Genomic DNA, 19,815 nt, shown 5'->3' on the forward strand with positions numbered 1-19,815 from the left:
CCAGCCTCACTCCACCCCTAATATTCGGCGCGGAGTATTTGGTGCGGAGTGATCAGGAGGGGCCGTGACGCCCGTGACCCCCCTCGGCATCTCGGTGCTGGCCCTGCTCGCCGAGCGGCCCATGCACCCCTACGAGATGTACCGGCTGCTGCTGGAGCGGCACGAGGACCGGCGCGTGAAGGTCAGGCCCGGCTCGCTGTACCACACGGTGGACCGGATGGCCGAGGTCGGGCTGGTCGAGGCCACCGGCACCGAGCGCAACGGGGGCCGTCCCGAGCGCACCACCTACCAGATCACCGAGGCGGGCCGGGAGGCGCTCGCCGAGCGGATCCGCACGCTGCTGGCCGTGCCGGTCAACGAGTACCCGCAGTTCCCGGTCGCGCTCGGCGAGGCGCACAACCTCCCCCGCGCGGAGGCGGTGGAGCTGCTGCGGACGCGCACGCGCCGGATCGAGGGCGAGGTCGCCCAGTGCGACGCGCTGCTGCGGTCGGCCGCCGAACGGGGTGTGCCGGAGGCGTACCTGCTCGACACCCACTACCAGCGAGAACAGCTCAGAACCGAGCTGAACTGGCTCACCGACCTCATCGGTCGGCTCGAACGCGAGGAGCTGCGGTGGCCGAACGAGGACGAGCGGTGACCGGCGCCTCGCCGTGGCCCGCGCTGTGGGCGCTCTCCATCGGGTTCTTCATGATCCTCGTGGACGCCACGATCGTGTCGGTGGCCACGCCCGCGATCATGACCGACCTCGGCGCGGACGTCGCGTCGGTCGTGTGGGTCACGAGCGCCTACCTGCTGGCGTACGCGGTGCCGCTGCTCGTCACCGGACGGCTGGGCGACCGGTTCGGGCCCAAGCAGGTCTACCTCGTCGGCCTGGTGATCTTCACCCTGGCGTCGCTGTGGTGCGGGCTCACCACGACCGTCGAGCAGCTGATCCTCGCCCGGATCGTCCAGGGCCTCGGGGCGTCGCTGATGAACCCGCAGACGATGGCGGTCATCACCCGCACGTTCCCGGCCGACCGCAGGGGTCGCGCCATGAGCCTGTGGGGCGCGGTCGCGGGGATCGCCACGTTGGTCGGCCCGATCCTCGGCGGTGTGCTGGTCGACGGGCTCGGCTGGGAGTGGATCTTCTTCGTCAACGTGCCGGTCGGGGCGGTCGCGTTCGTGCTCGTCACGCGGCTGGTGCCGACCCTGCCCACGCACGTCCACCGGTTCGACCTGATCGGCGTCGCGCTGAGCGGGGCCGGGATGTTCCTCGTGGTGTTCGGCATCCAGGAGGGGCAGACCTACGACTGGGGGACGATCGCGGGCCCGATCTCGGTGTGGACGCTGATCGCCGCCGGGCTGGTCCTGCTCGTCGCGTTCGTGTTCTGGCAGCTGCGCAACTCCGGCGAGCCGCTGCTGCCGATGGGGCTGTTCCGCGACCGCAACTTCAGCCTCGCGAACGTCGCGATCACCACCGTCGGGTTCACGGTGACGGCGATGTCGTTCCCCCTGATGCTGTACGCGCAGGGGGTGCGCGGGCTCAGCCCCACGGAGGCGGCGCTGCTGCTCGCCCCGATGGCGGTCGTCTCGGGCCTGCTGGCGCCGCTCGCCGGGCGGATGGCCGACCGCCACCACCCGCGCTACCTCGCGGGTGTGGGGATCACCGGCTTCTCGGCCGCGCTGTTCTGGCTCGCGGGCGCGCTCGTGCCCGGGGCGCCGATCTGGCAGCTGGTGCTCCCCCTGGTGCTCGTCGGGGCCGCGAGCGCGTTCGTGTGGGCCCCGATCGGCAGCACCGCCACCCGCAACCTCCCGATGGCGCACGCGGGCGGCGCGTCGGGGGTCTACAACACCACGCGGCAGGTCGGCGCGGTGCTGGGCAGCGCGGGCATCGCGGCGATCATGGAGGCGCGGCTCGCCGCGCTGCTGCCCGGCATGACCGGTGACGCCGAGGCGGCCGTGACCCGGTTGCCCCCCGAGCAGCACGCCGCGTTCGCGGCCGCGATGGGGCAGTCACTGCTGCTGCCCGCCGTCGTGCTGCTGTTCGGGCTGGTCGCGGTGCTGTGCTTCGCGCGGCCGGTCCACCTGCGCCGGGGCCCCGCGGTCGTCGCGGGCGACTGACGGGTTACAGCCGGCGCTTGCGGCGCAACCAGAGTCCGCCGCCGACCGTGGCGGCGAGCGACAGCATGAAGACCGCGGGCAACGCCACGAGCAGCGACAGCGTCAGCCCGAGCGCGCCGACGACGATCAGGAGGAGGGGCAGCAGGGTCGAGCCGCCGCCCCCGCTGGGCGGCGCGGTCCACCGCGTGAACCGCTGCGCGAACTCGGGGTCCTCGGCCTGCAGCCGGCGCTCGATCTCCTCGAGACGCCGCCGTTCGTTCTGGTTGAGCATCGCATCGTCTCCCCGGCTGGGCCCCGCGCACACGTCTCAGGTCGGGGTGGTCTGCGGGTTCCCGCGAGGAGCGCGATCAAACGGCGGGCTGATCGGTCTCCTCGTCGCCCCAGTACTCGTCGGGCCCGGGGTCGTAGGCGGGGGCGTGGCGGGCGCACCAGCCCAGGTGCACCGGGCGTTCTGCGCAGCCCTCGGCGTCGCACGTGGTGAGCCACTTCCACAGCGCTTTGAGCCGCTCGGGCCCGCTCTGCGCGGACCCGCTCGGCTGCCACGGCGACGTGATCGTCATGTTCCCCCCGAGCCCCCCCCTGTTGCGTCCACATATCGGAACGCTGTCGATCTCCGTTAACGGCGTGGCCGAGATGTGACCTCCCGGAGACCGCCGATCACGGGGGTGGTGAACTCTTCGCCTCGGGACCGCGTGTCCCACATGCGGGCCACGGGGGTCCGCCGAGCCGGAGGAGCACGACCGAATGATCCCTCGACCCGAGGCGGTCGGCAACGCGGATCCGCCTCGCCCGCGATGGGCGGCCCGCCTGGTCACGGCGTTGGCCGCGCTGCTGGTGCTGGTCGTCCTCGTCGCGCCGGACGAGGCCGCCGAGCTCACCCCGGCCGCGTTCCTAAGGCTGCCGGTCGAGGCGCTCGTGGCCGTCGCCGTGCTGCTCGTGCTCCCGGCGCGGGCCCGCGGGCCGGTCGCGCTGGTGGGCGGCGCCGTGCTCGGCCTGGTCGCGCTCGGGAAGCTGATGGACCTCGGCTTCTCCGCGGTGCTCGCCCGGCCCTTCGACCCCGTGCTGGACTGGGCGCTGCTCGACGACGGCCTCGGCTTCCTCGGCTCGTCGATCGGCCCGGCCGGGCAGGTCGCCGTGGTGGTCGGCGCGATCCTCCTCGCCGTCGGCCTGCTCGCGCTCGTGACGCTCGCGGCGGTGCGGCTCGCCCGCGTCACGGTACGCCACCCGCGCCCCGCCGCCCGCGCGATCGCCGTGCTCACCCCGCTCTGGGTGGCGTGCGCGGTGTTCGGCGCCCAGCTGGTGCCGGACGTGCCGGTCGCGTCGGCGTCGGCGGCGATCGCCGCCGCGCACCGCGCGCAGCAGCTGCCCGCGAGCCTGCTCGACCAGCAGGCGTTCTCGGCGGCCCTCACCGACGACCCGTTCCGCGACGTGCCCGGCGACGAGCTGCTCACGGCGCTGCGGGGCAAGGACGTCGTGTTCGCGTTCGTCGAGAGCTACGGCCGCAGCGCGCTGGAACGGCCCGAGCTCGCGGGCCCGGTCGTCGCAGCGCTGGAGGCGGGCGACGCCGAGCTCGCGGCCGCCGGTTTCGCCGCCCGCAGCGGCTTCCTCACCTCGCCGGTGGCGGGCGGCAGCAGCTGGCTCGCGCACGCCACCCTGCTGTCGGGGATGCGGGTGGCAAACCAGGCCCGCCACGACGCGCTCATGGCGAGCGACCGGCTGACGTTGGTGAGCGCGTTCGCCAAGGCGGACTGGCGGACCGTCGCGGTCATGCCGGGCACCACCGGGGAGTGGCCGGAGGCGCGCTTCTACGGCCACCAGCACGTCCTCGACTTCCCGGCGCTCGGCTACCGCGGCCCCGACCTCGGCTGGGCGAGCGTGCCCGACCAGTACACGATGGCCGCGTTCGAGCGCATGGAGCACGGCCGGCCGGACCGGCCGCCGCTGCTGGCCGAGATCGCGCTCGCCTCCAGCCACGCCCCGTGGCCGCTCATCCCCCCGGTGATCGGCTGGGACCAGGTCGGCGACGGGTCGGTCTTCTCCTCCTTCGCCACCGGCGAGCCGCGCGACGCGGTGTGGGCGAAGGGCACCGACGCCGTTCGCGACGCCTACAGCCGCTCGATCGCGTACTCGATGCAGACGCTCGTGTCGTGGGCGGCGCACGCGGGCGACGACGACCTCGTGCTGATCGTGCTCGGCGACCACCAGGCCGCGCCGATGATCACCGGGCCGCGGGCGGGCCACGACGTCCCGATCTCGATCATCACCCGCGACCCGGCCGTGCTCGACCGGATCGCGGGCTGGGGATGGGACGACGGGCTGCGGCCGGGCCCTGCGGCCCCGGTCTGGCCGATGGAGGACTTCCGGGACCGCTTCCTCTCGACCTTCGGCCCGGGCCCTGCGGCCGACGAGCACTGACGGCCGTCGTTCACAGATCGAGCACGAGCACCTGCCCGCGTGCTCTGGAGACGCAGGGCAGCACGACGTCCCCCCGCGCGCGTTCGTCGTCGGAGAGCACGTCGTCGCGGTGATCGGGTTCGCCGGCGCACACCCGCACGAGGCACGTTCCGCAGATGCCCGCCCGGCAGGAGCTCTCCACGTCGATTCCGGCGCTCTCGATGACCTCGAGCAGCGAGTCGTACTCGGGCACGGTCAGCCGCAGCCCGCTGCGCTGCAGCACGACGTCGAACGCCCCGCCCCCGCTCCCGGTGTCGACGAGCGCCGCGCTGAAGCGCTCCCGGTGCAGCGAGCCCGCCGGCCAGTGCGCCGCCTCGCGCTCGACGGCCGCGATCAACCGCTCGGGGCCACAGCAGAAGATCGCGGTGCGCTCGGTCGGTGACCCGAGGACGGCCCGCAGGTCGAGCAGCCCGCGCTCGTCCTCGGGCACGACGTCCAGATCACCACCGGGTACGGCGCGCAGCTCGTCGACGAAGGCCATCGCGCCGCGGCACCGGCCGCCGTAGCGCAGCGTCCACGGCCGCCCCTGCGCCGCGACCCGGCGGACCATCGGCAGGATCGGCGTGATGCCGATACCGCCCGCGATGAAGAGGTAGCGGTCGGCGTCGACGAGCGGGAAGTGGTTGCGCGGCCCACGCACCGGCAGCTTCACCCCCGCCCGGACCAGGCTGTGCACCCGCTCCGAACCGCCCCTGCCCGCCCGCTCGCGCAGGACAGCGATCCGCCACCGACCGGTATCGCCGGGGTCTCCGCAAAGGGAGTACTGCCGGACGAAGCCGGCGCCGAGATCGACGTCGATGTGCGCTCCGGGCGCCCACCCCGGCAGCGGTTCGCCACCGGGGTCGACGAGCGTGATCGCCATGACGTCCGTGGCGCACAGCTGCGCCGACTCGACTTCGAGGGTGGTCCAGGTGTCCGTCACGACCCTTCCCGCTTCCTCGTAGCGACCGGGATCCGATCAGGCCCTCGCCGCGTCGACGGACTCCGGTGTGAACGTCTTCCAGGCGATGTCGCGCATACCGCGCATCGCGCGCAGGATCTCCGCCCGGTCCTCGTCGTCCTCGGCGTAGGTCGACAGCATCTGCAGGCCGAGACCGACGTGGAACTTCTCATCGGTCTCGATCCGCTTGTAGATGCGCATGACCTCGTCGAGGCCGTGCCGCTCCGCGCCCCGGAAGGTCGGCTCGAAGCTGCCGGATGCGGAGGTCTCCGACAGGTTCCACGCGGCGATCGCGGCGAGGGGATGGCGGTCCAGGCACTCCCAGAGGAACTTGCTCCACGGCTCGGCCTCGGGCGGGACGGACGTGGGCACGGTGCCGCCGAGGGACTCGATGGCCCGCCCGACCATGTCGTAGTGCTCGGCCTCCTGGAACGACTGCTTGGCCAGCAGGGTGATGTGCCGGCGCTCGAACCGCATGCCGTACCGGGCGATCTCCTCGTTCAGCAGGAACACGTAGTCGATCTCCCGCCAGCACCTCGGCGCGAGCCACGCGGCGAGCCGGGCGGGGTCCGGGTTCTCGTCGTACGAGGCGAAGAACGCCTCGGTCGCCTTCGCCGTGGACTCGACGACCGAGTCCAGCAGCTCGTCGACCTCCGCCCGGATCGGGTCCAGGCCGCCCCCGCCCCGCACCTTCCGCACATCGACCATCGCCGCCTCCTCCGGACTCGATTTGGATCCATGTATCCATGGATACAATCCGGCGGCGTGACCGCTGTCAAGGCCCTCCGCGAGACGGGCCGGCAGCGGCGCGGTCGCAGGCCGGCGCCGGGCGAGGCCCGTCGGTCCCGGTCAGCTGCCTACGATGACCAGATGTGAGGGCCACATGAGCGACGGCGTCATGCGCCCGGGAGTCGGGCTCCAGACCCCGACCAGCTACGCCGACCAGATCGCGCGCATCCTGGAAGGCGAGATCCTGGCGGGCCGCTACGCACGTGGCGAACACCTCCAGCAGGACGAGGTCTGCCGGCGGTTCGGCGTCAGCCGCACCCCTGCCCGCGAGGCGTTGCGCAAGCTGCAGGCGCTCAACCTGGTCGAGCTCATCCCGAACCGCGGGGCTCGGGTGCGGGTGCCGACCCTGCGCGAACTCGAGGAGGTCTACCAGGTCCGCGCCGAGCTCGAGGGGTTCGCCGCGGAGCTGGCGGCGCAGGCGGACGATCCCGAGATCACCCGGCGCCTCAGGGAGGCGCACGAGGCGCTCTCCGATCTCCTACCGGCGGCCGTCGCAGCGCTGGACGAGCTGGACGACGAATCCGACGCGGCCGCCGGCGAGCGGCTGCGCCACTTCAACGACACCTTCCACGGCATCATCCACAACGCGGGCGGGAACCGGCGGCTGGGGCAGATGATCCAGGAGCTGCACCGGTACTTCCCGAAGGACACCGTCCGGCGGGCGATCCGCACACCGGAGGCGCTGCAGGCCATCTACGTGGACGACCACGACGTCATCCTGGATCGGATCGCGAACGGGCGGGGCCCGCAGGCCCGCAGGGCGATGCGCGATCACATCATGCGGTCCCAGTCGATGATGATCGATCACCTGCGTGCGAGCGGGCTCGGGGACTGACGGTTGAGCAGGCAACCGGACGTCACCCTCACCCAGCTGCGCTACTTCGTCGAGGCGGCGTCGGCGCTGAGCATGACGAAGGCGGCCGAGGAGCTGCGGGTGGCCCAGTCGGCCGTGTCGGCGGCGATCGCCCAGCTCGAACGACAGGTGGGCACTGCGCTGTTCATCCGCCGGCATGCCCGGGGTCTCGTGCTCACCGCGGCCGGCGAGGAGCTGCTGCGCGATGCGCGCGGGCTGCTCGCGCACGTGGGCGAGGTGCTGGATGCCGCGCGCGGTCGGGGCGACGAGGTCCGCGGCCACATCAAGCTGGCCTTCATGATCACCCTGGTCCCGTTCGTGCTGCCCGACCTCCTCGCCGAGCTCGGGGCGAACTACCCGGAGCTCGAGGTCGAAGTCCTCGAGCTCGAAGCGGGTGCGGTGAGCGACGCGTTGCGCAGCGGAACCGTCGAGGCCGCCGTGACCTACGACCTCGGGCTCGGCCCCGGGGTAGCGCGGGAGGTCATCGCCGAGGTCCCGCCGTACGTCATCCTGCCGCCGGGCCACCGGCTGGCCGACCAGCCGGAGGTGCGGTTGGGCGAGCTGGTGGGCGAGCCGATGGTGCTGCTGGACCTCCCCCACAGCCGCGACTACTTCCGCGACGTGGTGGCGACGTCCGGCACGCCCCCGTGGATCGCCTACCGGTCGAGCAGCGTGGAGGCGGTGCGCGGGATGGTCGCCCGCGGCCTGGGCTATTCCCTGCTCAACCAGCGTCCGGTGCTGAACGGGACCTACAACGGGGGTCACGTCGAGGCGCGACCGATCGCCGACGACGTTCCGGCGCTGTCGGTCGTGGTGGCGTGGATGGAGTCGATCCGACGCAGCGCCCGCGCCCGCGCCGTCACCGACACCGTGCGCGAGGTCGTCCAACGACTCCGTTCCGCGACCTGGGGCGGGCGTCCCACACCGCCCTAACGGCTGCGACACCTCCCTGCAACACAAAAGACTCTGCATCAGAAATTCTGATGCGTTGGACAAATTATCTCTGTTTGAACGATTCCTGGTGCTTGCATAGCGTGCCCCGCACAGCCGCTGGCGTCTGACGGCCCCTCCCGGCAGGGACGCCAGCACGGGCCTGCCGTCCTCCCCTGCCCATCCGTTGGAGGCCCCCGTGTCCGACCCCACCGCACGCCCAGCCACGCCCGCCGACATCGCCCCCGTGGATCCCGCCTCGTTGCGCCGGAGCGTGGCCGCCGGCGCGATCGGCGTCTTCGTCCACTGGTTCGACTGGGCCGTCTACGCCTATCTCGCCACCACCATCGCGACCGTGTTCTTCCCGAGCGACAACGAGCTCGCCGGGGTGCTGTCGGTGTTCGCGGTGTTCGCGGTCTCGTTCGGCATCCGCCCGCTCGGCGCCCTCGTGCTCGGCCCGCTCGGCGACCGCATCGGCCGGCGGCGCACGCTGTCGCTGGTCATCATCGTGATGGCCGCAGCCACCCTCGGGATCGGGATCCTGCCCGGGTACGCGACGATCGGCCTGGCCGCGCCCGTGCTGCTGGTCGCGCTCCGGCTGATCCAGGGCTTCGCCGCCGGCGGCGAGTTCGGCAGCGCCGCGAGCTTCCTGGCCGAGTACTCGCCCCGCGCCCGCCGCGGGTTCGGGGTGAGTTGGCTCGAGGTGGGGTCGCTGCTCGGTTTCCTCGCCGGGGCGTTCACGTTCTACCTGATCTCGGTGTTGCTCACGCCCGAGCAGATCACCGCGTGGGGTTGGCGCATCCCGTTCCTCATCGCAGCGCCGCTGGGCGTCATCGGTTACGTCATCCGAACCAAGATCGAAGACACCCCGGAGTACCGCGCGCTGGAGATGACGGGGTCGGTGTCGCGCCAACCGGCCCGGGAGCTGCTCCGCAACAACCTCCGCCAGCTGCTGCAGGCCGCCGGCCTCATCACGTGCATGCACGTGCTGTTCTACGCGGTGCTCACCTACCAGGTGAACTACGAGACCGAGCACTTGGAGCACCCCGACGATGCCGCCGCGCTGCTCTCGACGTTCGCCTCGATGCTCGGGCTGTTCCTGGTGCCGCTGTTCGGTTGGCTGTCCGACCGGGTCGGGCGCCGGCCGATCATGGTCAGCGCCGCCGCAGCGCTCGTGATCGTGGCGACCCCGGCGTACCTGCTGATGCAGACGGGGATGTTCGGCACGGTCGTCGCGGTGCTCGGGCTGTCGACGATCCTCTCGGCGATCCTCGGCACCTACGCCGTGTGGTCCGCGGAGATCTTCCCGACCCGGACCCGGCAGAGCGGGCTGTCGATCGCCTACAACGTCACCGCCGCGCTCTTCGCCGGAACGGTCCCGTTCTTCATGACGGTCCTCATCTCCGTCACGGGCAGCCTGCTCGTTCCGGGCCCCTACCTCATGGTCGCCGGGGCGATCGGGTTGATCGCCGCGCTGAGCCTGCGTGAGACCGTGGGAACCAGCCTGATCAAGCAGCAGGACCTCCACGGCGTCGCCGCGCCGAGCGCGCCGTCGTCCCGGGTCGCCGACGGCGCTCGCCCCTGAGTCTGCATCTACCTTTCAGATCTACTGCTTCGAAAACATCTGTTGGCCTGTTGTACCGGGATCTCCGAGACTCGGTGCACCGGGAGTCGGTGCACCGAGTCCCGGCCCCAGGTGGCTCGTCGACGTCTACGTCACCGCGGGTGCTGTCGGGGGGAACGCGGGACGTCCTCCGGGAGCGGTACGTCGTGATCGATTACGGAGGTTGGGATGTCGCACCACGACACCGAGGTCGTCGTCGTCGGCGGAGGACAGGCCGGCATCGCGATGAGCGAGCACCTGGGCGAGCGCGGGATCGCCCACCTGGTGCTCGAGCGCGATCGGATCGCCGAGCGGTGGCGCACCGAGCGGTGGGACTCGCTGGTCGCCAACGGACCCGCGTGGCACGACCGGTTCCCCGGGATGGAGTTCCCCGACCTCGATCCCGATGGGTTCGCGACGAAGGACCAGGTCGCCGACTACTTCGTCGCGTACGCCGAGAAGATCGCGGCGCCGATCCGCTGCGGGGTGAACGTCGAACGCGTGCGCAAACGCACCGGTCGGCCCGGCTTTCACGTCGAGACCTCGGAGGGGGGCATCGACGCCCGCTACGTCGTCGTGGCGACCGGGCCGTTCCAGAAGCCGGCGATCCCGCCGATCGTGCCCCGGGAGGCGGATGTCGTGCAGATCCACTCCAGCGGTTACCGCAACCCGGACCAGCTCCCGGACGGCGCGGTCCTCGTCGTCGGATCGGGCTCGTCGGGTGTCCAGATCGCCGACGAGCTGCGGCGGTCCGGCCGGGAGGTCTACCTCTCGGTCGGCCCGCACAACCGGCCGCCGCGGCGGTATCGCGAACGCGATTTCTGCTGGTGGCTCGGCGTGCTGGGCAAGTGGGACGCGGCGACGCCCCCGCGCGGGGCCGAGCACGTCACGATCGCGGTCAGCGGTGCGGACGGCGGTAAGACGATCGACTTCCGGAATCTCGCGGCCGACGGCATCACGCTCGTCGGCATGACCCGTGCGTTCGACGACGGTCGGATCCGGTTCGCCGACGACCTGCGCGACAACATCGCCAGGGGCGACGCCGACTACCTCGCGATGCTCGACGAGGCCGACGCGTACGTCGCTCGCAACGGCCTGGACCTGCCCGAGGAGCCGCACGCCCGCGACCTCGGCCCGGCCCCGGACTGCGTGGTCGACCCGCTCTCCGAACTCGACCTCGCCCGTGCGGGGGTGACATCGATCGTCTGGGCGACGGGCTTCGTGTCCGACTACAGCTGGCTGGAGGTCGACGCGTTCGACGCCGCCGGCAAGCCGCAGCACCTGCGCGGGGTGTCCACCGAGCCCGGGATCTACTTCCTCGGGCTCCCATGGCTCTCGCGGCGCGGGTCGAGCTTCATCTGGGGGGTCTGGCACGACGCCGCGTACGTGGCGGAGCACATCGCGATCCAACGCAGCTACGCCGCCTACCACGACGCCAGGAGCCCGCGGGCGGCGCTGGCCTGACGCCGATGCCATGCGGAGCAGGACAACCAATCGTCACGTCACCAGGAGCAGTCTGATGCCGACGCACACCCGGATCCGTCCCTTCAACACCCGCGACACCTACCCCGAACAGAACCTCGACAACGACCTCTGCCAGGCCGTCGTCGCGGGCAACACGGTCTATCTGCGGGGCCAGATCGGGCAGAACCTCGACACCAGCGAGTCGGTCGGGATCGGCGACGTCGAGGCGCAGGCCGAGCAGGCGATGGCGAACATCGACATGCTGCTGCGCGAGGCGGGCAGCCGGATGGAACACCTGGTCAAGCTGACCATCTACCTGGTCGACCCGCGCTATCGCGAGCCCGTCTACCGGACCGTCGGGCGTTGGACCAAGGGCGTCCACCCGGTATCCACGGGAGTCGTGGTCTCGGCGCTGGCGCGCCCGGAGTGGCTGTGCGAGATCGACGCCATCGCCGTCATCCCGGAGGACGAACGATGACGTTCTCCATCGCGGCCCGGCACGCCGGGCGGTTCGGGATGGCGGTCAGCTCCTCCAGCCCGGCGGTGGCCGCGCGCTGCGTACACCTGCGGCCGGGTGTCGGCGCGGCCGCGTCGCAGAACGTGACCGACCCCCGGCTGGGCGGACGGATCCTCGACCGCCTCGCGGCCCACGGCGACGCCGAACGGGCTCTGAAGGAGGTGGGCGAGACCGCGACCGACCTGGAGTACCGGCAGCTGACCGCGCTCGGAGCGGCGGGGCCGGCCGCCTGGTTCAGCGGGGAGCGGACGCTCGGCACCCACGGTGCCGTGGTCGGCCCGCACTCGGTGGCCGCGGGCAACCTGCTCGCCGGCAGCGACGTCCCGTCGGTCATGGTCGACGCCTTCGAGTCGGCGGCGGGCGAGCTCGAGGAGCGGTTGCTCGCCGCGCTGCAGGCCGGCCTCCGCGCCGGCGGCGAGGCGGGGCCTGTGCACTCGGCGGGCCTCGCCGTCGTCGCGGACGTGGAGTGGCGGGTGACCGACCTGCGGGTCGACTGGGACGACGCACCGATCGACCGCCTGGCCGAGGCGCTCGAGGTTTGGCTGCCGCAGCGGGACGACTACGTCCGCCGCGGCCTCCAGCCGGCCACGGCGCCGTCGTACGGGGTCCCCGGTGACGTCTAGGAGGAAGCTGTGCCGCAAGAGCCTGTGCCGAGCGCGCTGACCCGGGCGAAGGCCGCGGCCCGCGCCGCCGTGGACGCCGCCGCCGACGAGCTGGTCGAACTGTCGAGGTCGCTGCACGCCCGACCCGAAACCGCCTGGCAGGAGCACCACGCCGCCGCGACGGTCCCCGAGCCCCTGGAGCGGCGCGGGTTCACCGTGACGCCGAACTACCTGGGGCTTGCGACGGCCTTCCTCGCGACGTACGGCTCGGGGCCGACACGGATCGCGTTGTGCGCCGAGTACGACGCCCTTCCGGGCCTGGGCCACGCCTGCGGGCACAACTTGATCGCCGCGTCCTCGGTCGGCGCCGCGCTCGGGCTGGCCGAGGTGGCCGACGATCTGGGCCTGACCGTCGAGGTGTACGGCACACCGGCGGAGGAAGGGGGCGGCGGCAAGATCGAGCTGCTGGACCGCGGCGCGTTCGGTGGGGTCGACCTCGCGATGATGGTCCACCCGGCCCCGGTCGACGTGGCGGAGGCCAGGCCGTTCGCGGTCAGCCACTCGCGGATCACCTACCGCGGTCGCTCGGCGCACGCGGCGGCGTACCCGGAGGAGGGTGTGAACGCGGCCGACGCGTTCACCGTCGCCCAGGTCGCGATCGGCCTGCTGCGCCAGCACCTGCCGCCCAGCTCACGGGTGCACGGGATCGTCACGTCCGCGGGGTCGGCGCCCAACGCGATCCCCGACAGCTCGTCGGGGCGGTGGTACGTGCGGGCGGAGACCCTGGCCGAATTGGCCGAGATCGAGCCGAAGGTGATGCGGTGCTTCGAGGCGGGCGCCCTGGCCACCGGGTGCACGCTGGAAATCGAGGCGGAGAGCAAGCCCTACGCCGAGTTCCGCACCGACACCCGGACGTTGGAGCGCTACCGGGCCAACGCGCTGGAGCTGGGACGCGAGTTCGCCCCCGCCGGGCTCGCGGGCCGGATGAACCGGGCCTCCACCGACATGGGCAACGTGTCGCAGGTCGTCCCCGCCATCCACCCGTACATCGGGGTCGGATCGCTGCCGGCCACGAACCACCAGCGCGAGTTCGCCGATCACTGCGTCGGGCCGACCGCGGAACGGGCCCTGCTCGACGGCGCGATCGCGCTGGCCTGGACCGGGTGCGACCGGGGCGCCGACGGCGGGCTGCGCTGAGACACCGCTCGCCGCACGGCCGCACCGGAAGGACCAGCCCGCCCTCGACCTCTCGACGAGAGCGGGCCGGCGCCGGAGAGCAGCTCGATCGACGAGACGGGCGCTACTTCGCGGCGTCACCCAGGGCCTTGAGCGCCTGGGCGGCGCGGAAGTACTTGTTCTTGCCCAGGTCGGCGACGGTCTTGATGTTGAAGGCCTGCTTGAGCAGGTCGGCGTCGTTGTCGGTGACGCCGGCGAGCGCGCTCACCGGGGCCTTGAGGATCTCGTCGAGCGACTTGTCCTCCCACTCCTTGTCCAGCACCTTCGCCAGGTCAGCGGTGACGGCCACGTTCTCCTCCTCGAGACGGTGTGCAGGCGGCTCCGCCGTCCGACCGATCGCAGGGGACCGATCGCCGGAGCCAGAGCTGCGTACCCGATCGACGCCCGCGACATGCGGGCCCGCCGATCACGCGATGCGCCCCGCCGCTCCCAGCGCCTCGACGAGCAGGTCGGCGAGCAGGCGGGCGCCGTACCCCGGCTCGTCCAGGTCCGGGTCGTAGATCGCGAGATCGAGGCCGGCCACCCGGGGGTCGGAGAGGAGGGGGACGAGCGTCTCGACGAGCTCGCCGGGCTCGAGGCCGCCGGGGTCCGGGCTGTCGACGGCGGGCATCACCGACGGGTCGAGGACGTCGGCGTCGAGGTGCACCCAGATCCGTTCGACGCCGGGCCCCATCGCGGCGAGCGCCCGCCCGGCCGCCGCGGCGCAGCCCGCGGCGCGCATCTCCTCGACCGTCGCCAGCACGGCCACCGCCGCCCTGGCCTCGGCCAGCAGCGGATCGCCCGGCTCGTGCATGCCGAGGGCCGCCGCGTCCTCGCCGCGGACGTAGGGCCCCAACCCCTCGAGGTCGGTGAGGTCGGGCTGCCCGCGCCCGGTCACCAGCGCGAGCCCCTCGCCCGCCGCGGCGCCGACGGCGGGCGAGTTGCCGGGGTGGCGGAAGTCGGAGTGCCCGTCGAGGTAGACCAGGCCGGTGCGGCCGCGGCGGCGCAGCCCGAGCAGGGCGCCCAGCAGGATGCTGCAGTCGCCGCCGAGCACGAGCACGAACCCGCCGGAGGCGGTGTGCTTCTGCACGCGGTCGGCCAGCGCCACGGAGTAGCGGGCGATCGCGGCCGCGTTGAAGACGCCGTCGCCCTCCACCCAGCCCCCGCGGTCGTAGCGGGGCGGGGTGACCACGCCGCCCTCCTGGGCGCCGAGCCGGGCGAGCAGGCCCTGATCCCGCAGCGCCCCGGCGAGCTTGTAGCAGCCGGGCACGGTGCCGGGGCGCGGCGGGCGGAGCCCGAGGTTCGACGGCGCGTCGACCACGACGATGCTCATGCCCCTTAGGGTGACATCCGTGAACAGGGCGCTCGCCGTGCTGACCTGCGGCGCGTTCCTCACGCTGGTGATCGGGGTCGTCGGCGACGGCGGGCCGATGGCGGCGATCGCGCTCGGCGCGGCGTACGCGCTGCTGTCCGTCGCGGCCTTCGGGTGGGTGCGCAGGACGGCGCGGCTCGCGTGGTCGGCCGCGTACGTCGTCGTCCAGCTCTCGCTCGCCTTCGCGACGTTCGGCCTGGATCCGGGCGTGGCCACCACGCTGTTCTTCGTGGTGCTGGTGAGCCAGTGCGTCCTGCTGCTCCCCCGGTCCGCCACCGCAGCGGTGATCGTGATCATCCCGTTCGTCCACGCGCCGATGGACTCCTGGCAGCACGCGCTGCGGGAGGGGACGGGCCTGATCGCCTCGGTGCTGTTCGCCGCGGTCATCACCGAGCTGCTGCGGCGCGAACAGCAGCTGCGCCGCGACCTCGCGGAGGCGCACGAGCAGCTGCGCGACCACGCCGCGCAGGCCGAGCGGCTCGCCACCGCGCAGGAGCGCAACCGGGTGGCCCGCGACATCCACGACGGGCTCGGCCACTCCCTCACCGTCGTGCAGATGCAGGTCAAGGCCGCCCGCGCCGTGCTCGCCACCGACCCGGCGAAAGCTGACGAGGTGCTCGCGAAGGCCCAGCACCAGGCGGAGGAGGCCCTCGGTGCGGTGCGCCGGTCGGTGGGGGCCCTGCGGGAGCCGCGCTCGGCCGAACCGCTGCCCGACGCGCTGCGGACGCTCGCCGACGAGTCGTCCGCCGCGGGCGTGCCCACCCGGCTCGCCGTCTCCGGCACCCCGCGCTCGCTCCCCGACGAGGCGCACGAGGCGCTGTACCGGGCCGCCCAGGAGGGGCTCACGAACGTGCGCAAGCACGCCCGCGCCGGCCGGGCCGACCTGCTGCTGGACTACGGCGACGGCGCGGTCCGCGTGCAGGTCCGCGACGACGGCGTGGGGAGCGACGGCCGCTCAGCGGGCTTCGGCCTGGTCGGGCTGCGGGAGCGGGCCGCGCTGCTCGGGGGCGAGCTGCGCGTCGAGTCCGCGCCGGGCGATGGGCACACGCTCACGATGGAGGTGCCGGGATGAGCCCCGTCCGGATCCTGCTCGTCGACGACCAGTCCCTGTTCCGGGAGGCCCTCGCGACGCTGCTCGCCGTGCACGAGGGCGTCGAGGTGGTCGGCGAGGCGGGCGACGGGGACGAGGCGCTGCGCAAGGCCGCCGAGCTCGCGCCCGACGTGGTGCTCATGGATCTGCGCATGCCCGTGCTGGACGGCATCGGGGCCACCCGGCGGCTGCGGGTCGAGCATCCGGAGATCCGGGTCATCGCCCTCACCACGTTCGACGACGACGAGGACGTGTTCGCCGCGCTGCGGGCGGGCGCGGTGGGCTACCTGCTCAAGGACGTGTCCTCGGCGCGGCTCCTCGAGGCCGTGCAGGCGGCCGCCCGCGGCGAGTCGGTGCTGCAGCCGTCGGTGGCGGCGAAGGTGGTGGCCCGGTTCGCGCAGCTGCCCGACACGGCGCAGCCGGAGCGCCCGGCCGCCCAGCCGCTGGTCGTGCCGCTGTCGGAGCGCGAGCTGGACGTGCTGCGGCTGCTGGCCGACGGCCGCAGCAACCGGGAGATCGCCGGAGAGCTGTTCCTCGCCGAGGGCACGGTGAAGAACCACGTGACGAACGTGCTGTCGAAACTCGGCGCCCGCGACCGCACCCAGGCGGCGCTGCGCGCCCGCGCCCTCGGCCTGCTGTAGCGGGGGTCATGCCGGGTCATGACCCCCGGTCATGACTTCCGGCACGTGGCTGCACGGCCGTCCGCGGCGAGGCTTCCGGCCATGACAACCACGCACCCGAACCTCGGCCGCACCACCTCCCGCCGCCTGCTGCGTTTCGTCGCCCACTACGTCGAGATGGTCGTCGCCATGGTCGTCGGCATGGTGGCGCTCGGCCCGCTCTGGCCCGCCGACTGGGTGGTCCGCCCGGACGTGCACGCGATGGCGATGGCGCTGAACATGACGATCGCGATGGGCCTGTGGATGAGCGTCCGCGGCCACTCGTGGGCCCGCACCGCCGAGATGTGCGCGGCGATGGTCGTGCCGTTCGCGGTTCTGCTGGTGCCCTACTGGCTGGGCGCGATCTCCGCGACGACCGTCATGGTCGCCGCCCACGTGATCATGTTCCCGCTGATGCTCGTCGTCATGATCTGGCGCCGCTGCGACTACTGGCACTGAGCCCCACCGACCCCGAGACGGGCACCGAGATGGACCGCGTCCTCCGCCACACCGTCCGCATCCTCGCCGTCCTGGTCGCCGTGCTCGCGCTGCCCGCGGCGGTCGCGACCGTCTCCGCCACGGCGGCCTTCGGCGCCTACTACGCACCCGGCCCGCAGCGGCCCGTCCCCGCGGCCGCGCCGGTCCGGCACGACCCGGCCAAGCCGACCGCCGTGGTCGTCGTCGGCGCCGTGGGCGCCGAGGTCTCCGACACCCTCGCCCCGTACGAGATCCTCGCTGCGACCGACCGCTTCAACGTCTACACCGTGGGGCCGCAGCGCACGCCGGTCACGCTGACCGGCGGCCTGGACCTCGTGCCGGACCTCACGTTCGACGAGCTCGCCGAGCTGGCCGACCCGGCGCTCGTGGTCGTCCCGGCGCTGCCCGACCTGGGCGAGCCGACCACCGCACCGGTCACCGAGTGGCTCGCCGCTCAGGCCGGCCGCGGCGCCCGGCTGCTGTCGATCTGCAACGGCGCGGGCGTGCTCGCCTCCGCCGGCCTGCTCGACGGCCGCCCCGCGGCCGCCCACTGGATGCAGCTGCGCGGCATGCAGGCCGAGTACCCGCAGGTGCGCTGGGTGCCCGGCCGGCGCTTCGTCGACGACGGCGACGTCGTCAGCACCGCGGGCATCCTGTCCGGCATCGACGGGACGCTGCACGTGGTGGAGCGGATGCTGGGGCCGGCCGTGGCCCGCGACGCCGCGACCGCGATCGGCTGGCGCCACTACGGCGCCGACTCCCCGGTGCACACCGGGCCCCCCGTCCCCGACCCGGCGGTGATCCTGAACGGCGGCTTCCTGCCCGACCCCCCGACGGTCGGCGTGGCGCTCACCGACGGCGTCGGCGAGCTCGCGCTCGCCGCGGTGTTCAACACGCAGGCCCGCTCGCTCGCCACCCGCGCGCTCGCGGTCAGCGACGACGGCGGCCCGGTGCGCTCCCGGCACGGGCTGACGTTCCTGCCGCGCGCCGAGCTCGCCGGCGCAGCACCCCGGCTCGACCGGCTGATCGTGCCCGGTGGGGGCCCGGTCGCGCCGGTGCCGGGCGCGCCCCAGCCGGAGTACCTGCCCCAGGACCGCTTCGCCTTCGACGCGACCGTGGCCGACCTGGCCGCGACCACCGACGTGGCGACGGCGCGCTGGGTGGCGAAGGTGCTCGAGCTGCCCGACGACGACCTCGCGCTCGACGGCCCCGCCTGGCCGTGGCTCCCGACCCTCGTGCTCGCGGCGCTGGTGCTCGTGGGGTTGCTGTTACATCAAATCATCGCCAAGATCCTCGACCGCCGTCGTGGCAGGGGTCACACTCAGTCGGCATGGCGGACTCAGCACCGACCCAGGCCCAACCCGAGCTGAAACGGGCCATCGGCCCAGGTCTCCTGCTCTTCTTCGTCGTCGGTGACATCCTCGGCACGGGGATCTACGCCCTGACCGGGTCGGTCGCCGAAGTGATCGGCGGCGCGCTGTGGATCCCGTTCCTCGGCGCGTTCGTCGTCGCGTTCCTGACCGCGTTCAGCTACCTGGAGCTCGTCGGGAAGTACCCGGGCGCGGGCGGGGCGGCGCTGTACACCCACCGCGCGTTCGGCATCCAGTTCCTGACCTTCATGGTCACGTTCACGGTCATGTGCTCGGGCGTGACCTCGGCGGCGTCGGCGGCCAAGGCGTTCGGCGACACCTACCTCAGGGAGTTCGCGGTCCTGCCGCTGTGGCTCGTGGCCCTGGTCTTCGTGGCCGGGCTCGCCATCATCAACTACCGCGGGGTCGGCGAGTCGGTGAAGGCCAACGTGCTGCTCACCTGCATCGAGGTGAGCGGTCTTGCGATCATCATCATCTTCGGGTTCTGGGCGATCGGGGCCGGCCAGGGCGACGCCGGCCGGCTCGTCGAGATCAACACGGGCGAGACGGGGCCGGTCCTGGCCATCACCACCGCCGTCTCGCTGGCGTTCTTCGCGATGGTCGGGTTCGAGGACTCGGTGAACATGGCCGAGGAGACCAAGGACCCGGTCAAGATCTTCCCGCGGGCGATGCTGCTCGGCATGGGGGTGGCCGCCACGATCTACGTGCTCGTCGCGATCGTCTCCTCGATGCTGATCCCCGCCGAGGACCTGGCCGCGGCGAAGAGCGGGGCGCTGCTTCGGGTGCTGGAGGTCGCTTCGCCCGGCTTCCCGCTGCAGCTGTTCGCGGGGATCGGGCTCCTCGCCGTGATCAACTCCGCCCTGATCAACATGCTGATGGCGAGCCGGCTGCTCTACGGCATGGCCAACGAGCGCGTGCTGCCGCGGGTGTTCGCCACCGTGCACCCCACCCGCCGCACGCCGTGGGTGTCGATCATCTTCAGCAGCGTGATCGCCTACGTCCTGGTGGTCAGCGTCGACATCAGCGTGCTGGGTGGCACCACCGCGCTGCTCCTGCTCGCCGTGTTCACGGTCGTCAACGTCGCGGTGCTGGTGCTGCGCAAGCGGCCCGTCGAGCACCGGCACTTCCGCGCCCCGACGTGGGCGCCCGTGCTCAGCGTGTTCCTGTGCGGTTTCCTCGCCACCCCGCTGTCCGGCCGCCCGGCGGTGCAGTTCCTCATCGCGGGCATCCTGCTCGCGGTCGGCGTGGTGCTGTGGGGCATCAACCACCTCGTCGTGGGCCGGGTGGAGTTCGACCCCAGCCACCTCGACGACAGCCGCGAGCACTCGCACCCGATCGACCCGCCGAAGTGACGCGCGCGGCGCACCGGTCCCGGGTCGG

General features: G+C 72.7%; 21 protein-coding genes. 15 read left to right on the forward strand and 6 right to left on the reverse strand.

Annotated elements, in window-relative coordinates; translation table 11 throughout:
• The first annotated feature begins 64 nt into the window (after window positions 1–64).
• Both VKZ81_RS11055 and VKZ81_RS11060 read left to right on the forward strand, forming a co-directional pair.
• The gene (locus tag VKZ81_RS11055) at window positions 65–637 is read left to right on the forward strand and encodes a PadR family transcriptional regulator (RefSeq protein WP_324241391.1); all 573 of its coding nucleotides are present in this window, start codon (window positions 65–67) and stop codon (window positions 635–637) included.
• Window positions 634–2,100 carry a DHA2 family efflux MFS transporter permease subunit gene (locus VKZ81_RS11060; RefSeq protein WP_324241392.1) on the forward strand — a complete coding sequence of 489 codons (1,467 nt, stop codon included), beginning with the start codon at window positions 634–636 and terminating at the stop codon, window positions 2,098–2,100. The genes VKZ81_RS11055 and VKZ81_RS11060 overlap by 4 nt, the downstream gene beginning before the upstream one ends.
• Before the next feature lie 4 nt (window positions 2,101–2,104).
• Here the strand turns inward: VKZ81_RS11060 and VKZ81_RS11065 are convergent, their stop codons facing one another.
• The gene (locus VKZ81_RS11065) at window positions 2,105–2,371 is read right to left on the reverse strand and encodes a DUF3040 domain-containing protein (RefSeq protein WP_324241393.1); all 267 of its coding nucleotides are present in this window, start codon (window positions 2,369–2,371) and stop codon (window positions 2,105–2,107) included.
• Window positions 2,372–2,447: 76 nt separating this feature from the next.
• The gene (locus VKZ81_RS11070) at window positions 2,448–2,660 is read right to left on the reverse strand and encodes a hypothetical protein (RefSeq protein ID WP_324241394.1); all 213 of its coding nucleotides are present in this window, start codon (window positions 2,658–2,660) and stop codon (window positions 2,448–2,450) included.
• 184 nt (window positions 2,661–2,844) lie between these two features.
• On the opposite strand from VKZ81_RS11070, the gene VKZ81_RS11075 reads away from it, so the two are divergent.
• Window positions 2,845–4,515 (forward strand): alkaline phosphatase family protein, encoded by a 1,671-nt coding sequence (locus tag VKZ81_RS11075; protein WP_324241395.1) that lies wholly within the window; start codon window positions 2,845–2,847, stop codon window positions 4,513–4,515.
• 10 nt (window positions 4,516–4,525) lie between these two features.
• Here the strand turns inward: VKZ81_RS11075 and VKZ81_RS11080 are convergent, their stop codons facing one another.
• Both VKZ81_RS11080 and VKZ81_RS11085 read right to left on the reverse strand, forming a co-directional pair.
• On the reverse strand, window positions 4,526–5,476 hold the full coding sequence (locus tag VKZ81_RS11080) for a PDR/VanB family oxidoreductase (protein ID WP_324241396.1): 951 nt from the start codon (window positions 5,474–5,476) through the stop codon (window positions 4,526–4,528).
• A 36-nt stretch (window positions 5,477–5,512) separates the two neighbouring features.
• Entirely contained in the window at window positions 5,513–6,202 is a 690-nt protein-coding gene (locus tag VKZ81_RS11085; protein WP_324241397.1) for a hypothetical protein, read from the reverse strand.
• A gap of 154 nt (window positions 6,203–6,356) precedes the next feature.
• Between VKZ81_RS11085 and VKZ81_RS11090 the strand changes: the two genes are divergently transcribed.
• From VKZ81_RS11090 to VKZ81_RS11120, 7 genes are all read left to right on the forward strand, one after another.
• Window positions 6,357–7,118, forward strand: a complete 762-nt coding sequence (locus VKZ81_RS11090) for a GntR family transcriptional regulator (protein WP_324241398.1) — start codon at window positions 6,357–6,359, stop codon at window positions 7,116–7,118.
• Between the two features lie 3 nt (window positions 7,119–7,121).
• The gene (locus VKZ81_RS11095) at window positions 7,122–8,069 is read left to right on the forward strand and encodes a LysR family transcriptional regulator (RefSeq protein WP_324241399.1); all 948 of its coding nucleotides are present in this window, start codon (window positions 7,122–7,124) and stop codon (window positions 8,067–8,069) included.
• A 196-nt stretch (window positions 8,070–8,265) separates the two neighbouring features.
• A complete protein-coding gene (locus VKZ81_RS11100; RefSeq protein ID WP_324241400.1) occupies window positions 8,266–9,651 on the forward strand; it encodes an MFS transporter in 1,386 nt (461 codons plus the stop codon).
• Window positions 9,652–9,858: 207 nt separating this feature from the next.
• On the forward strand, window positions 9,859–11,133 hold the full coding sequence (locus VKZ81_RS11105) for a flavin-containing monooxygenase (RefSeq protein ID WP_324241401.1): 1,275 nt from the start codon (window positions 9,859–9,861) through the stop codon (window positions 11,131–11,133).
• A 55-nt stretch (window positions 11,134–11,188) separates the two neighbouring features.
• The gene (locus tag VKZ81_RS11110; RefSeq protein ID WP_324241402.1) at window positions 11,189–11,611 is read left to right on the forward strand and encodes a RidA family protein; all 423 of its coding nucleotides are present in this window, start codon (window positions 11,189–11,191) and stop codon (window positions 11,609–11,611) included.
• Entirely contained in the window at window positions 11,608–12,273 is a 666-nt protein-coding gene (locus VKZ81_RS11115) for a DUF1028 domain-containing protein (RefSeq protein ID WP_324241403.1), read from the forward strand. Before VKZ81_RS11110 ends, VKZ81_RS11115 begins: the two co-directional genes overlap by 4 nt.
• A gap of 9 nt (window positions 12,274–12,282) precedes the next feature.
• Window positions 12,283–13,449 carry a M20 family metallopeptidase gene (locus VKZ81_RS11120; RefSeq protein ID WP_324241404.1) on the forward strand — a complete coding sequence of 389 codons (1,167 nt, stop codon included), beginning with the start codon at window positions 12,283–12,285 and terminating at the stop codon, window positions 13,447–13,449.
• A 103-nt stretch (window positions 13,450–13,552) separates the two neighbouring features.
• Here VKZ81_RS11120 and VKZ81_RS11125 read toward each other — a convergent pair whose 3' ends face one another.
• Together VKZ81_RS11125 and VKZ81_RS11130 are read right to left on the reverse strand one after the other, a co-directional pair.
• The gene (locus tag VKZ81_RS11125) at window positions 13,553–13,777 is read right to left on the reverse strand and encodes a hypothetical protein (RefSeq protein WP_324241405.1); all 225 of its coding nucleotides are present in this window, start codon (window positions 13,775–13,777) and stop codon (window positions 13,553–13,555) included.
• Window positions 13,778–13,894: 117 nt separating this feature from the next.
• The gene (locus VKZ81_RS11130; protein WP_324241406.1) at window positions 13,895–14,800 is read right to left on the reverse strand and encodes an arginase family protein; all 906 of its coding nucleotides are present in this window, start codon (window positions 14,798–14,800) and stop codon (window positions 13,895–13,897) included.
• A gap of 19 nt (window positions 14,801–14,819) precedes the next feature.
• Between VKZ81_RS11130 and VKZ81_RS11135 the strand changes: the two genes are divergently transcribed.
• The 5 genes from VKZ81_RS11135 to VKZ81_RS11155 all read left to right on the forward strand — a co-directional run bounded on the left by VKZ81_RS11135 (window position 14,820) and on the right by VKZ81_RS11155 (window position 19,787).
• A complete protein-coding gene (locus VKZ81_RS11135) occupies window positions 14,820–15,911 on the forward strand; it encodes a sensor histidine kinase (RefSeq protein WP_324241407.1) in 1,092 nt (363 codons plus the stop codon).
• A complete protein-coding gene (locus tag VKZ81_RS11140; protein WP_324241408.1) occupies window positions 15,908–16,570 on the forward strand; it encodes a response regulator transcription factor in 663 nt (220 codons plus the stop codon). Before VKZ81_RS11135 ends, VKZ81_RS11140 begins: the two co-directional genes overlap by 4 nt.
• A gap of 81 nt (window positions 16,571–16,651) precedes the next feature.
• A complete protein-coding gene (locus VKZ81_RS11145) occupies window positions 16,652–17,047 on the forward strand; it encodes a hypothetical protein (RefSeq protein ID WP_324241409.1) in 396 nt (131 codons plus the stop codon).
• A gap of 29 nt (window positions 17,048–17,076) precedes the next feature.
• Window positions 17,077–18,435 carry a DJ-1/PfpI family protein gene (locus tag VKZ81_RS11150; protein WP_324241410.1) on the forward strand — a complete coding sequence of 453 codons (1,359 nt, stop codon included), beginning with the start codon at window positions 17,077–17,079 and terminating at the stop codon, window positions 18,433–18,435.
• A complete protein-coding gene (locus tag VKZ81_RS11155; RefSeq protein WP_324241411.1) occupies window positions 18,396–19,787 on the forward strand; it encodes an APC family permease in 1,392 nt (463 codons plus the stop codon). The genes VKZ81_RS11150 and VKZ81_RS11155 overlap by 40 nt, the downstream gene beginning before the upstream one ends.
• The last annotated feature ends 28 nt before the right edge of the window (window positions 19,788–19,815 follow it).

Source organism: Pseudonocardia sp. (genome assembly GCF_035305885.1).
Lineage (GTDB): Bacteria > Actinomycetota > Actinomycetes > Mycobacteriales > Pseudonocardiaceae > Pseudonocardia.